This is a genomic window from Marinobacter persicus (assembly GCF_900114155.1).
GTDB classification, from domain to species: domain Bacteria; phylum Pseudomonadota; class Gammaproteobacteria; order Pseudomonadales; family Oleiphilaceae; genus Marinobacter; species Marinobacter persicus.
Genome location: NZ_FOSC01000006.1, coordinates 27,778 through 39,821, shown reverse-complemented (window position 1 = coordinate 39,821; position 12,044 = coordinate 27,778). Strand labels below are relative to the sequence as shown.

Here is a 12,044-nt window from a genome sequence, read left to right as displayed (position 1 = left end):
GACACTTAGAGTTGTGCAACATTACTGACGCAAAACGGAAACAAAGGGGAAGTCAGGGTATGAAAATCCGCGAATTGGTGGATCACTGGGACAAGCATGGTCGGGGCCGGTTAACCCGTGAGCCGACGTTTGTATCCCTGTCGGAAGAGCACCATCAACTGCTGCAACGGCTGGTGGAGCTGTATCCTCTGAAATCGCCACAGGAGTTGATGCGTGATCTGCTGACCGCCGCCCTGGACGACCTGGAAACAGGATTGCCCTACAAGCAGGGTGACAAGGTCGTGGCTTACGACGAAGACGGCTTTGAAATCTACGAGGATGAAGGCCTGACCCCGCAGTTCGTGGCGTTGAGCAAGAAGCACATGCAGCGACTGAAGAAACGCCCCCAGTCGCCGGCCTGAGCCAGAAGCCGCCTAATTGCCGGCTTTCAGCCGTTCATTCAGGTCGCCCTGGCTGAGCAGATCATCCAGGGCTGCCGCCACCAGATCATTCAGAATCTCGCCTTCGCTGCGCCCGGGATAGAGCTCTGCCAACGCCGCAATTCTTGCGGCATCCTCCATCGGCAACCGCAAATTGTATTGATGTGGCCGCTCCACGTCGCTTTTGCCACTGGCCCATTGTTGGGGTAAGTCGCTGACTGTCATACCGGTCTCCCGTCAGGGTGCGTATTTGCGATGGACTTCCATCGGCTAGACTTAGTATCGTAAGTTTACTTTGCATCCGTCAATTGATAAGGACACCGCCGTGACTGAACTGCATCCTGATCTGCGTGAAAATGTACGCATGCTGGGTGAGCTGCTGGGCCATAGCATCCAGCGCTTCCCGGGCATGGACTGTTATGAGCGGATCGAGGAAATCCGGGCGGCGGCGAAAGCCGACCGCAACAACGAAAGTGGTTCCGGCCAGCGCCTGGCAACCCTGCTCAGGCAACTGGACGACAACGAACTGTTGCCCGTTACTCGGGCCTTCAACCAGTTCCTGAACCTGGCCAACCTGGCCGAGCAGTACCACGGTATCCGCCGCAAGCAGGGCCACCCGTCCGACCTGGTGGTGGAATCGCTCAGTGAGGTGTTCGAGCGGCTGCAACAGGGCGGCGTTGATCCGCAGGAACTGCACAAACGGGTGGCGGACCTGCGCATCGAATTCGTTCTGACCGCCCACCCCACCGAGGTGGCCCGCCGCACACTGATTCTGAAATACGACGAGATGTCCGACTGCCTCGCCCGGCTGGACCACGAGGACCTGCTGCCGGCCGAGCGCGAGGAAGTCATCGCCCGGCTGACACGGCTGATCAACGAAGCCTGGCACACCGATGAGATCCGCCAGCAACGCCCGACGGCCGTCGACGAGGCCAAATGGGGCTTTGCCGTGATCGAAAACAGCCTGTGGCACGCACTGCCGCAGTTTCTGCGCAATCTGGATGTGTCGCTGGATGATGCCACCGGCCACGGCTTGCCCCTGCAGGCCTCGCCCATCCGCATCGCTTCCTGGATGGGCGGCGATCGGGACGGCAATCCCAATGTTACCCACGAAGTCAGCCGGGAAGTGTTCCTGCTCGGGCGCTGGAAGGCCGCCGAACTGTACCTGGCCGATATCCAGGCCCTGCGCAACGAGTTGTCCATGTGGCAGGCGAGTGATGAGCTGCGGCAAGTGGTTGGCGACGCGCCCGAACCCTATCGGGAAGTGCTGGGAGAACTGAAGGCGCGGCTGATCCGCACCCGCGACTGGGCGCTGGCGCGCATGCGCGGTGAGAATGCCGATGCCTACGGCATTCTGTTCGAGAAAGATGACCTGGTTGAGCCGCTGGAGCTGTGTTACCGCTCGCTGGTGGAATGCGGCCTGCAAGCCATTGCCGACGGCCCGCTGCTCGATACCATTCGCCGGGCGCATACCTTCGGCCTGCCACTGATTCGCCTGGATATCCGTCAGGAAGCTTCCCGTCATGCCGAGGCGGTGGCGGAAATGGTGGACTATCTGGGCATGGGGGATTACCTGGCCTGGTCCGAAGAGGAGCGCCAGCAGTTCCTGATCCGGGAGCTGAACAGCCGCCGGCCATTGGTGCCTCGCAACTGGCAACCATCCGAACCGGTGCGCGAAGTACTCGCCACCTGCGAAGTGGTCGCGCAACAAACGCCGGAGGCCCTGGGCTCCTACGTCATCTCCATGGCCAGTAAGCCCTCCGATGTGCTGAACGTCATCCTCCTGTTGCGGGAAGCCGGCATGAACTTCCCCATGCGTGTGGTGCCTTTGTTTGAAACCCTGGATGATCTGCAGGGCGCACCGGAAAGCATGTCGGCGCTGTTTGATATCGACTGGTACCGGGACTACTGCCAGGACCGCCAGGAAGTAATGATTGGCTACTCCGACTCCTCCAAGGATGCCGGCCAGTTGATGGCCGCCTGGGCGCAATACCGGGCCCAGGAGCAACTGACCGAGATTGCCGGCCGTTATGGCGTGCACCTGACCCTGTTCCACGGCCGTGGTGGTACCGTGGGCCGTGGTGGCGGGCCGGCGAATCGTGCGATCCTGTCTCAGCCGCCGGGTTCGGTGAATGGCAGTTTCCGGATCACCGAGCAGGGTGAAATGATCCGCTTCAAGTTCGGCCTGCCTCGGCTGGCGGTGCAAAGTCTCACGCTGTACAGCACGGCCGTGATCGAAGCCACCCTGGCGCCGCCGCCCGCCCCGAAAGACAGCTGGCGGGACATGATGGACTGGCTCACCGGCATCTCGCTCAAATCCTACCGGGATGTGGTGCGTGAACACCCGGATTTCGTACCCTACTTCCGTCAGGTGACGCCGGAAACCGCACTGGGCAAGCTGGCACTGGGCAGTCGCCCGGCAAGGCGCAAACCCACCGGTGGCGTGGAAAGCCTGCGGGCGATTCCCTGGATTTTCGCCTGGACCCAGATGCGCATGATGCTGCCGGCCTGGCTGGGCAGCGACGAAGCACTGGATGCGGCGGCCCGTGACGAGCGCCTGCCGGAACTGCGGGAAATGATGGAAGGCTGGCCGTTTTTCCGCACCTACGTGGACATGCTGGAAATGGTCCTGGCCAAGGCGGACCTGCGCATTGTCAACTATTACGAGCAGACCCTGGTGGATGATGAAAAACTGCGGGTGTTGGGCGCCAGCCTGCGGGAACGCCTGCGCAACTGCATCAATCGTCTGCTCGAGCTGAAACAACAGGAAACCCTGCTGGAAGCCGAACCTGTGTTTGCCCACTCCATGAAAGTGCGCAACCCCTACACCGATCCCTTGCACTACCTGCAGGCTGAACTGCTGCGCCGGGATCGGGAAGGCGAGGGCAAGGGCGAAGTGCCGGAAGTGGTCGAGCGGGCCTTGAAGGTCACCATGGCGGGGATCGCCGCCGGCATGCGCAACACCGGCTGACCAGGCGGGGCACCAAGAGCCGTTCACCAAAGGGAGCTTGCATTTTGGCACTGTCGGAGCGACTGTCGGATTTTCTGGCCGGGAAGGCCATCGATTACCGTGAAATTGAAATACCGCCGGCCGAGGAACTGGACGATGCCGTCATCGCCTCGCCAGCGACCGGCCATGAGTTTATCCGCGCCACTCTGTTGATTGATATCAACGGTGTGGTCATGGCCGTGCACCGGTTTGACAGCGCCCTGGATATGGATGCCATCAACCGGTTCACCGGCCGCCGGCTGCAACCATTGACCGCCCGACAGGCAGCCCGGTTGTTCGCGGATTGCCGGCCCGGTTTCGTGCCGCCACTGGGCGGTGCCTGGAAGGTTCCGGTTTTGCTGGACGACGATGTCACCCGGGCTGAAAGTGTTGTGTTCACCGGAGGCAGCGGTACCACGCTGGTGGCCATGAGCGGCCGGGCATTGCGCCTGGCGCTTGCCGGCGCCCGGGTGGGGCACCTGGTCATTCGCGGTCCGACGGCCGAGCATCCCGCCTCTCTGACTCTCGAAGAGGTGGCCAATGAGTTGCAGAAACTCTACCGGTTGCCACCCATGCCGGCGCTGGCACTGCGCATTCTCCGCCTGACCGCCAATAACGATGCCTCGGCTCGCGAGCTGGCGGAGCTGATCGAGTTTGACCCCAGCATGACCGCGCAAATCATGCGTTATGCCCGTTCCGCCCTGTTCAATTACCAGGGCAGGATCCATTCGGTACAGGAGGCGGTTACCCGGGTGCTCGGTTTTGATCGCGTGGCCCACATCGCCCTGGGTATTGCTTCGGTCCGGGCCTTTGAGGTGCCCCGTGAAGGCGTCCTGGGCATGGACAGTTTCTGGCGTCATTCCCTGTACTGCGCCTTCCTCAGCCAGAGCCTGGCTGGCAGCTCGGGACACGACAAGGGGCTGGCCTACTTGTGTGGGCTGCTGCACAACTTCGGTTTGTTGCTGGTCGGTCATCTGTTTCCGGAGGACTATCAGGAGTTGGCACAACTGCGGGAAAGCAACCCGGAAGCCAGCATGCAGGCACTGGAACAGGAAGTGTTTGGTCACGGTCGGCACCAGGACATCCTGGCCGTTGGTCATGGTGCCATTGGCGGCATTCTGCACCGCTTGTGGGAACTGCCGGAACCGGTGATCAAGGCTGCGGGCATGCATCAGCACGCCGGTTACCGGGGGCAGCATCAGGAATACGTCTGGCTGGTGCAGCTGGCCAACGGCCTGTTGAAAGAGCAGGGCATTGGTGATGAATTCAACCCCGACGATCTGGATGCCCTGGCCAGCGCTCTGGCCCTCTCTCCAGAGGCCCTGGATCACGCCCGGGACGAAATCGCGCGGGTTGCCTCCGACCTGGATGTTCTGGCATCCTCCATCGCCCGGTAACCGGTCCGTCCGGCCAGCCGGCTGAGTTTTTGACTTGGGCTTTCTCAGTTGGCTACGACTTCGGTATAATGCCCACCCGTTTTTGGTTCGGTGCGCCAATGGTCATTGCGGGCTGCCGAGAGGCTGCCGCAAAGGTATTGGTCTTTGTCGTAGCTTTTCCAAAGATATACAAGACAATGGGAGCACAAGGTATATGCGAATTATCATGTTAGGCGCGCCGGGCGCAGGTAAGGGTACGCAAGCCCAGTTCATCACTGAGCGGTTTGCCATTCCCCAGATTTCCACCGGCGATATGCTGCGTGCCGCCATTAAAGCCGGAACCGAGCTGGGCAAGCAGGTCAAGGAAGTCATGGCCAGCGGTGGCCTGGTCTCCGACGACATCATCATTGCGCTGATTGAAGAGCGCATCCAGCAGCCGGATTGTGAAAACGGCTTCCTGCTGGACGGTTTTCCGCGCACCATTCCCCAGGCTGAAGCACTGAAGGATCGTGGCATTGCCATCGACTACGTGGTGGAAATTGCCGTGGATGACGAAGAAATCGTCAGTCGCCTGTCCGGTCGCCGTGTACACGAAGGCAGTGGCCGTATTTACCACGTGAAATACGACCCGCCCAAGGTGGAAGGCAAGGACGACCAGACCGGCGAGCCGCTGGTTCAGCGTGAGGACGACAAGGAAGAAACCGTGCGCAAGCGCCTGCAGGTTTACCACAACCAGACCGCGCCGCTGGTGGATTTCTACCAGGACTGGGCCAGCAAGGCTCCGTCTGATGCACCGAAGTACGTGCGGGTTGAAGGCGTGGGCAGCATGGACAGCATTCGCGACCAGATCCTGTCCCAGCTCAAGTAATCCCCCCCGAGAAGCAGCCCCGGAGGTATGATTCTGTGAAGTTATTGGCACTGGATACGTCTTCGGAAGGCTGCTCCGCCGCGCTCTGGCTTGACGGCCAGGTGACTGAGCGTTTCGAAGTGGCCCCCCGGGGCCATACCCGCCTTTTAATGCCCATGGTTCGGGAGTTGCTGGCCGGGCACGGGCTGTCTCCGACGGACCTGGATGCCCTGGCTTTTGCCCGTGGCCCCGGCTCGTTTACCGGCTTGCGTATCGCCACGGGTGTGGTGCAGGGGCTGGCCTGGGGGCTTGAGCTGCCGGTGGTGCCGGTTTCGTCCCTGGCAGCGGTGGCCCTGGCCGCCATTGAACAGCAATCGCTGCGGACCGGTGACGGCATTGCCGTGGCCTTTGACGCGCGCATGGGCGAAGTCTACTGGGGCGCTTTCGAGTGTCAGGGGAGCTTGCCCGTGGCTGTCGGTCCTGAGCGGGTCTGCGCACCGGACCTGGTCGCTTTACCGGCGACGGGTGAGCCATCGCCGGCAAGTTGGTTTGGCGCCGGGTCGGGCTGGAAGTTTCAGGAATCGATGCCAGGCAGTGTCACCGGCACCCTGACCGGTCATGATGAAACCCTTGTGCCCCACGCGGCGCAGGTGGCCCGTCTGGCGGAAGTGGCTTACCGCCGTGGCGAGACAGTCAGCGCCGAGCAGGCACAGCCGGTGTATGTGCGTGATGAGGTAACCTGGCAGAAATTGCCAGGCCGGGGTTGATTCCGGCGGGCGTCAAACCTGTGTTTCGTGGCCCTGTTCACTTTTCATCCGCGCCGGCTTCTTCCATAATGTCGTTAACCATTCATTTCATCTGCGGTGATCGGCCATGATTGGCGGTTTGAACCCGGCAAGCTATTCCCAGATCCAGTCCGGCAACAATGCGCCGGCCCGTGAGCGCACCGATACGGCCCGGGCATCGGCCGCTGCGCCCATGTCGGTGGCCGTCGATTCGGCGCGCAAGGATCTTGGCAACCCGGCCCAGAGCCGTGATGGCGCCCCGCAAACCGGCAATGCGACGGAATCACCGGAAGCCACCGCCCGCCGGGTAGAGGCCCGGCGGGCAGCCGAAGACGTCCGCCTGGAAAGCTTCCGTGCGGACGATGTTTCTCCCTCGGCAGCCCGGGCCCTGTCGACCTTTGCCGGAGTGGCCGCTGCCGGCCAGGAATACGAAGGTGGCTCGGTACTCTCCGGCATTGATATCATGGTCTGATGACCAACTCTCCCCCACAAAGCCCATCCTCGCTGCCACCGGCGCTGGCCGGAAATCTGGCGGTTGCCTGTTCTGCGCTGGGTGACGCACACGCTGCCCGGGCCCTGGCTGATGAACTGGGTCTTCGATGGCTTGGCAGTGCAGAGCCGAAAAAAGTCCGCGATGTACCGCTGTTGTTGTTCTCCGATGACCGGGGCCTGTGCCTGCAACTGACGGGCAAGGGTGCGCCTGGCCCGGTGCGGGCGGAGTTTGTGACCGGCAAAATGGGATATCGGCGCGAGCATGGCGGTGGCGCCGGGCAGTTGGTGGCCAAGGCGGTGGGCCTGCAGAAAACACGGCAGCCGCTGCAGGTGCTGGATGCCACCGCCGGGCTTGGGCAGGATGCATTTGTGCTGGCGGGCCTGGGGTGTGAGGTGACGTTGTATGAGCGTAACCCGGTCATCCACGCGCTGCTGGCGGATGGCCTGGCCCGTGCCGCCCTGAACCCCGATTGTGCCCCGGTGGTGGCCCGCATGCATTTGCAGCCGGGTAATGCCATCGACAGGTTGGCTGGTTCAGACAGTGACGTGGCGGATGTGATTTACCTGGACCCCATGTTTCCCCACCGCGACAAGTCCGCCCGGGTGAAAAAGGAAATGGAGGTGTTCCGCCAGGTGGTGGGTGACGACGACGATGCCGGCGAGCTGCTCGCCGCCGCCCTGAGGTCCGCCCGTTACCGGGTGGTGGTCAAGCGCCCCCGCAAGGCTCCGGCCGTTTCAGGCCCGGAACCGGCGACGCGGGTGGAGGGCAAGAGCAGTCGTTACGACATCTACCCCATCAAGGCGCTGCCGGTATAAGCCATTACCCGGGGCTTTCGGGCTCTGGCTGTCAGGCATTCATCATGGTGATCTGCTGTATGGCCTGGCGTTTCTCCACACTCAGGACCAGCCGGGCGTCCTCGGCTACCTGCTGTAGCCCCTCGCCGTAACACAACAGCCCGTTCTGGTCAGCCTCCAGCACACCGTTTTTCTGCATGTTGGCAATAAAGTTGCGGAACAGCGTTTTGTCGAAAAATTCCGGGGCGTTCAATCCGAACAGGATCGACATGCGCTCGGCCAGCAGGGTGCTCTGTTCTTCCAGTTCGACGGCAGTGAGTTTGCCTGAGCCATACTTGCGCAGAATGCCCAGCACAATGTGGTAACGCTCCAGTGTCTGGATGATGAAACGGGCCAGAATGCGGACCCGCAACATCGCGTCGGTTCCCTCGTCGGGGCGGCCGATGCGGTCGTTATCCAGCTGTACTAGCAGGCCCTGGGCAATCATGACATCAATCCAGTGATCAATGACTGTTTCAATACCGTCAGCGGGGTAATGCAGGAACAGCTCGGACTGCAGATAGGGGTAGGCCACTGAAGCGAGGAAAGCCACCTTGTCCCGTCGCAGACTGTCTTCATTTTCGAACAGGCTGGCAATCAGCGCCGGCAGGGCAAACAGGTGCTGGATGTTGTTGCGGTAGTAGGTCATCAGAATGGCATTGCTGCCTTCCAGGGCAATGATGTCGCCCAGTTTCTGGGGCTGGCGCACCACCAGCCCCATGTTCTCGCAGTAGGCAAGCCAGTCGCGTCCGGCGCCGTCGGGCAGGGTGACGGTCCCGGCATAAGGGTAGGCCCGCAACAGGGCGGCGTACTGGTCCATCAGGCGGATCAGCTGGCCTTCGTCCATGGCCATGCGTTCGGTGCCGAGCAGGGCGGTGGCGGTCAGGCCAATGGGGTTGACCGCAACAGCCGCATTGATGCGGCAGGCCACGCTTTCAGCCAGATGATCAACCACCCCGGGCAGCCAGTCCGGGCGATAGTCTTCCGGGTAGGTTTCTTCCCGCCACAGGGGGTGTTGCTGGTCCAGCACCTGGTCCAGGGCGATGGGATCACCAAAATTCACCGATACCTTGCCGAAGGAGTTGCCCAGTTTTCGGGCGGTTTTTGCCAGGCCAAGTACGCTCTCCTTCTGCTTTTTCTTGCCCCGCAGCTCGCCCAGGTAGGAACGACCCTCCATGACCTTTTCATAACCGATGTATACCGGCACAAAAACAATGGGTTTGCGGTGATCCCGCAGGAAGCTGCGCACGGTCATCGCGAGCATGCCGGGGCGGGGTTGCAGCATGCGCCCGGTGCGCGAACGGCCGCCCTCGACAAAATACTCCACTGAGTAACCCCGGGTGAACATCTGGTGCATGTATTCATTGAACACGGTGGCGTAGAGCGGGTTGTCTCGAAAACTACGGCGCATGAAAAACGCCCCGCCCCGGCGCAGAATCGGCCCGACGATGGGCATGTTCAGGTTGATGCCGGCGGCAATGTGAGGCGGCATCAGGCCGTTGCGGTACAGCACGTAGGACAGCAGCAGGTAGTCGATGTGCGAGCGGTGACAGGGCACGTAAACCACCGCGCTGTCCTGGGCCGCTTCCCGGGCCACTTCGATGTTATTGACATCAATGCCCTTGTAGATCCGGTTCCAGAGCCACGACAGCAGGCGCTCCATTACCCGGATGGTTACCACTGACATACTGGCGGCGATTTCATCGGCGTACTTGTAGGCTTTCATCCGCACTTTCCGGGGCGGAAGGTTCTGCTCCCTGGCGGTGGTTTCAATCGCTTCTTTCACCGCCTGGGTGCGAACCAGGCCTTCGACCAGGGTGCGACGGTGGGACAGGTCCGGCCCCAGCACGGCCCGGCGGGTGCGCCGGAAATGAGTGCGCAACAGGCGGGCCAGTTTGCGGCTGGCCCGGGCCTCGTTGTCCCGGTATTCGGAGATGACGTCCTGCAGCGACAAGGGGGTGTCGAACTGCACGTAGGTGTTGCGCCCGTGCACCAGGATAATCAGGAATTTCTGCAAACGCCCGGCCACGGACCAGGTGTCGGACAGCAACAGTTTGACCAGGGATTTTTCCTTGTCTGGCGACCGGCCCCAGAACAATGATACCGGCACAACCTGAACATCGGTTTGCGGGTGTTCCAGGCCAAACCGGACCAGCTCGCTGAACTCGCCAGTGGCCACCGGTTTGTGCCGACGGCCCTGGAACAGGCCGCCAATCCGTTTGTACAGGAAGAAAAACGACCGCTCCGGTGCCTGTTCGCCGGGTTGCTGGTGATGGGCGCCGGGCAGCCCGGCCCGGATGACTTCCTGCTCCAGTACCAGCCGGGCCGATAACGAGCGGTATTGGAGAACGTAACACACCGGTTTTTCCGGGTTCAGGTCCAGGGCTTCCAATGAGTTGCCACTGACATCGGTGCGTACCCAAAGAAACAGGATTTTGCGGAAAAAAGACAGGATCAGGCGACGAATGCCCTGGTAAAGTCGCATGAACGGTTACTCCGGTGCGGGAAACAGAGAGCAAGTCTAACCGGTTGCGGCAGGAGGGCAAAGTGTCGGCCGCTTTTCGGCAGGTGTGATACATTGGCAGTCTGTGACCGTGCGACCGCACACCGGATTCCAACGCTTCAACGGACAACAGACGGCCATGACAACGGATCATAATTCACTCTGGCGGCCCGGGTGGTCGGAACAGTCGCCGGCCGAAGGCGATCGGGTGCTGGCGTTCGCCGGCAATAACCTGCTTAAGCCCGGGGATGACTGGTTTTTGCGGTGGGGAGGCCCGGAGATGGGGGACAGTCGGCCGCAAGCACTATTCATGGGAACCTGGGCGGGAGAGAATCTGTTTGTCACCGGCCTGCCGGATCCCGGAGTGCCGGGGGTGGAGCTGATCACACTGCGCGAGGCTTTGCTGGAGCGCCCGGATGCCCCCTCGGAGTTGCTCAACACCGCCTTTCAGGTCTGGCTATGGTGGCAGGACAGCCGTTTCTGCGGCCGCTGCGGCGAGCCGACCAGCCCGCACCCCCGGGAGCGGGCGCGTTGGTGTGAACCATGTGGCATACCCTGGTATCCGCGCATTGCGCCTTGCATCATCACGGTGATTCGCCGGGATGACCGGTTTTTACTGGCCAAATCGTCCCGGGTGACGCGAAACTTCTACAGCCTGATTGCCGGGTTTGTTGAGCCGGGGGAGAGCCTGGAGCAGGCCGTGGCCCGGGAGGTGATGGAAGAAACCGGTCTGGAGGTGGAAAACATTCGCTATCAGGGTTCCCAGCCCTGGCCGTTCCCGCATCAACTGATGGTTGGTTTTTTTGCCGACTACCGGGCCGGCGAGTTGCGTCTACAGGAAGACGAACTTGCGGATGCCGGCTGGTTTACCATTGATGATCACCCGCCGGTACCGCCACCCGCGACCATTGCCGGGCGACTGATTGCCGCCATGAAAGATGAAATAACCGGAACAGGAGGCCAGGGTAGCCGTGACTGAACGTTTGCCCAGGGTTCTGGTGTTTGATTCCGGTGTGGGCGGGCTGAGTGTTGCCCGCTGTATTCACCAGTACCGGCCCGATGCCGAACTGGTGTACCTGGCCGATAACGTGATGTTCCCCTATGGCGATCTGGCCGAGTCTGTGGTGGTCGAGCGCTGTTGTCGACTGATTGCCCAGGCGCAGGAAGAAGCGCCGTGTGATGTCATTGTGGTGGCCTGTAACACGGCCAGTACCGTGGCCCTGCCTGCGCTACGCGCCCAGACGGACGTTCCGGTGGTGGGCGTGGTGCCAGCGGTAAAGCCGGCGGCTGCCTGCAGTGAGAACCGTAGAATCGGAGTGCTGGCCACGCCCGCGACGGTGAAAAGACCTTACCTGGACGAACTGGTCCAAACCTTCGCCGCCGACTGCCAGGTGATCCGGCTGGGATTGCCCGAGCTGGTGCGTTGGGCTGAACAGCGGGTGGCGGGCACGACGCCACCGCAAGATGAGATGGACCGGGTGCTGGCGCCCCTGCGCCAGGCCCGTGTGGATACCGTGGTTCTGGGTTGCACCCATTACCCTCTGCTCTTGCCCTGGTTGCAGGTCGCGCTGCCGGAGGTGAAGCACTGGGTGGATTCCGGGCCGGCCATTGCACGGCGGGTCGATGAACTGCTGGCCCGGGCGGGCTTTGTGGCCGCCGCAGACCGGACCACTGCTAAACTTGGCGCGGTGATTAAACTGCACTTTACCGGCATCGAACCGGCCAATCTTGGCGGCTTCATGACGGATTTGGGGTTACGCCGGGATTTGCGTACAATCGCTGCCAACAACCTGTGAGGA

The 12,044-nt window shown here is 61.8% G+C and carries 11 protein-coding genes; 9 read left to right on the top strand and 2 right to left on the bottom strand.

Translation table 11 applies throughout. From position 1 onward, the window contains the following. Window positions 1-59: 59 nt before the first annotated feature. Window positions 60-401: a pilin assembly protein gene (locus BMZ63_RS07680; protein ID WP_091703927.1), complete on the top strand. Its 342-nt coding sequence runs from the start codon at window positions 60-62 to the stop codon at window positions 399-401. Window positions 402-413: 12 nt separating this feature from the next. Here the strand turns inward: BMZ63_RS07680 and BMZ63_RS07675 are convergent, their stop codons facing one another. Next, window positions 414-644 (bottom strand): hypothetical protein, encoded by a 231-nt coding sequence (locus BMZ63_RS07675; protein ID WP_091703924.1) that lies wholly within the window; start codon window positions 642-644, stop codon window positions 414-416. A gap of 100 nt (window positions 645-744) precedes the next feature. On the opposite strand from BMZ63_RS07675, the gene ppc reads away from it, so the two are divergent. From ppc to BMZ63_RS07645, 6 genes are all read left to right on the top strand, one after another. After that, a complete protein-coding gene (gene ppc, locus BMZ63_RS07670; RefSeq protein WP_091703921.1) occupies window positions 745-3,390 on the top strand; it encodes a phosphoenolpyruvate carboxylase in 2,646 nt (881 codons plus the stop codon). A 44-nt stretch (window positions 3,391-3,434) separates the two neighbouring features. Then, on the top strand, window positions 3,435-4,805 hold the full coding sequence (locus tag BMZ63_RS07665) for an HDOD domain-containing protein (RefSeq protein WP_091703919.1): 1,371 nt from the start codon (window positions 3,435-3,437) through the stop codon (window positions 4,803-4,805). A 193-nt stretch (window positions 4,806-4,998) separates the two neighbouring features. Next, entirely contained in the window at window positions 4,999-5,652 is a 654-nt protein-coding gene (gene adk / locus BMZ63_RS07660; RefSeq protein ID WP_091703916.1) for an adenylate kinase, read from the top strand. A 35-nt stretch (window positions 5,653-5,687) separates the two neighbouring features. Further along, entirely contained in the window at window positions 5,688-6,398 is a 711-nt protein-coding gene (gene tsaB / locus BMZ63_RS07655) for a tRNA (adenosine(37)-N6)-threonylcarbamoyltransferase complex dimerization subunit type 1 TsaB (protein WP_091703913.1), read from the top strand. A gap of 106 nt (window positions 6,399-6,504) precedes the next feature. Next, complete coding sequence (locus BMZ63_RS07650) at window positions 6,505-6,888, top strand: UDP pyrophosphate phosphatase (RefSeq protein ID WP_091703910.1); 384 nt, start codon at window positions 6,505-6,507, stop codon at window positions 6,886-6,888. Continuing rightward, window positions 6,888-7,724, top strand: coding sequence for a class I SAM-dependent methyltransferase (locus tag BMZ63_RS07645; RefSeq protein ID WP_091703908.1), 837 nt, complete (start codon window positions 6,888-6,890; stop codon window positions 7,722-7,724). Before BMZ63_RS07650 ends, BMZ63_RS07645 begins: the two co-directional genes overlap by 1 nt. A 31-nt stretch (window positions 7,725-7,755) precedes the next feature. Here the strand turns inward: BMZ63_RS07645 and plsB are convergent, their stop codons facing one another. Next, window positions 7,756-10,227 carry a glycerol-3-phosphate 1-O-acyltransferase PlsB gene (gene plsB / locus BMZ63_RS07640; RefSeq protein ID WP_091703905.1) on the bottom strand — a complete coding sequence of 824 codons (2,472 nt, stop codon included), beginning with the start codon at window positions 10,225-10,227 and terminating at the stop codon, window positions 7,756-7,758. A gap of 157 nt (window positions 10,228-10,384) precedes the next feature. Between plsB and nudC the strand changes: the two genes are divergently transcribed. Next, window positions 10,385-11,224, top strand: a complete 840-nt coding sequence (gene nudC, locus BMZ63_RS07635) for an NAD(+) diphosphatase (RefSeq protein WP_091703903.1) — start codon at window positions 10,385-10,387, stop codon at window positions 11,222-11,224. Further along, window positions 11,217-12,041, top strand: a complete 825-nt coding sequence (gene murI / locus BMZ63_RS07630) for a glutamate racemase (protein WP_091703900.1) — start codon at window positions 11,217-11,219, stop codon at window positions 12,039-12,041. Before nudC ends, murI begins: the two co-directional genes overlap by 8 nt. The last annotated feature ends 3 nt before the right edge of the window (window positions 12,042-12,044 follow it).

Coding starts and splice junctions, on each gene's coding strand:
- BMZ63_RS07680 (WP_091703927.1), top strand. CDS start 60: ATGAAAATCCGCGAATTGGTGGATCACTGGGACAAGCATGGTCGGGGC.
- BMZ63_RS07675 (WP_091703924.1), bottom strand. CDS start 644: ATGACAGTCAGCGACTTACCCCAACAATGGGCCAGTGGCAAAAGCGAC.
- adk (WP_091703916.1), top strand. CDS start 4,999: ATGCGAATTATCATGTTAGGCGCGCCGGGCGCAGGTAAGGGTACGCAA.
- BMZ63_RS07650 (WP_091703910.1), top strand. CDS start 6,505: ATGATTGGCGGTTTGAACCCGGCAAGCTATTCCCAGATCCAGTCCGGC.
- BMZ63_RS07645 (WP_091703908.1), top strand. CDS start 6,888: ATGACCAACTCTCCCCCACAAAGCCCATCCTCGCTGCCACCGGCGCTG.
- plsB (WP_091703905.1), bottom strand. CDS start 10,227: ATGCGACTTTACCAGGGCATTCGTCGCCTGATCCTGTCTTTTTTCCGC.
- nudC (WP_091703903.1), top strand. CDS start 10,385: ATGACAACGGATCATAATTCACTCTGGCGGCCCGGGTGGTCGGAACAG.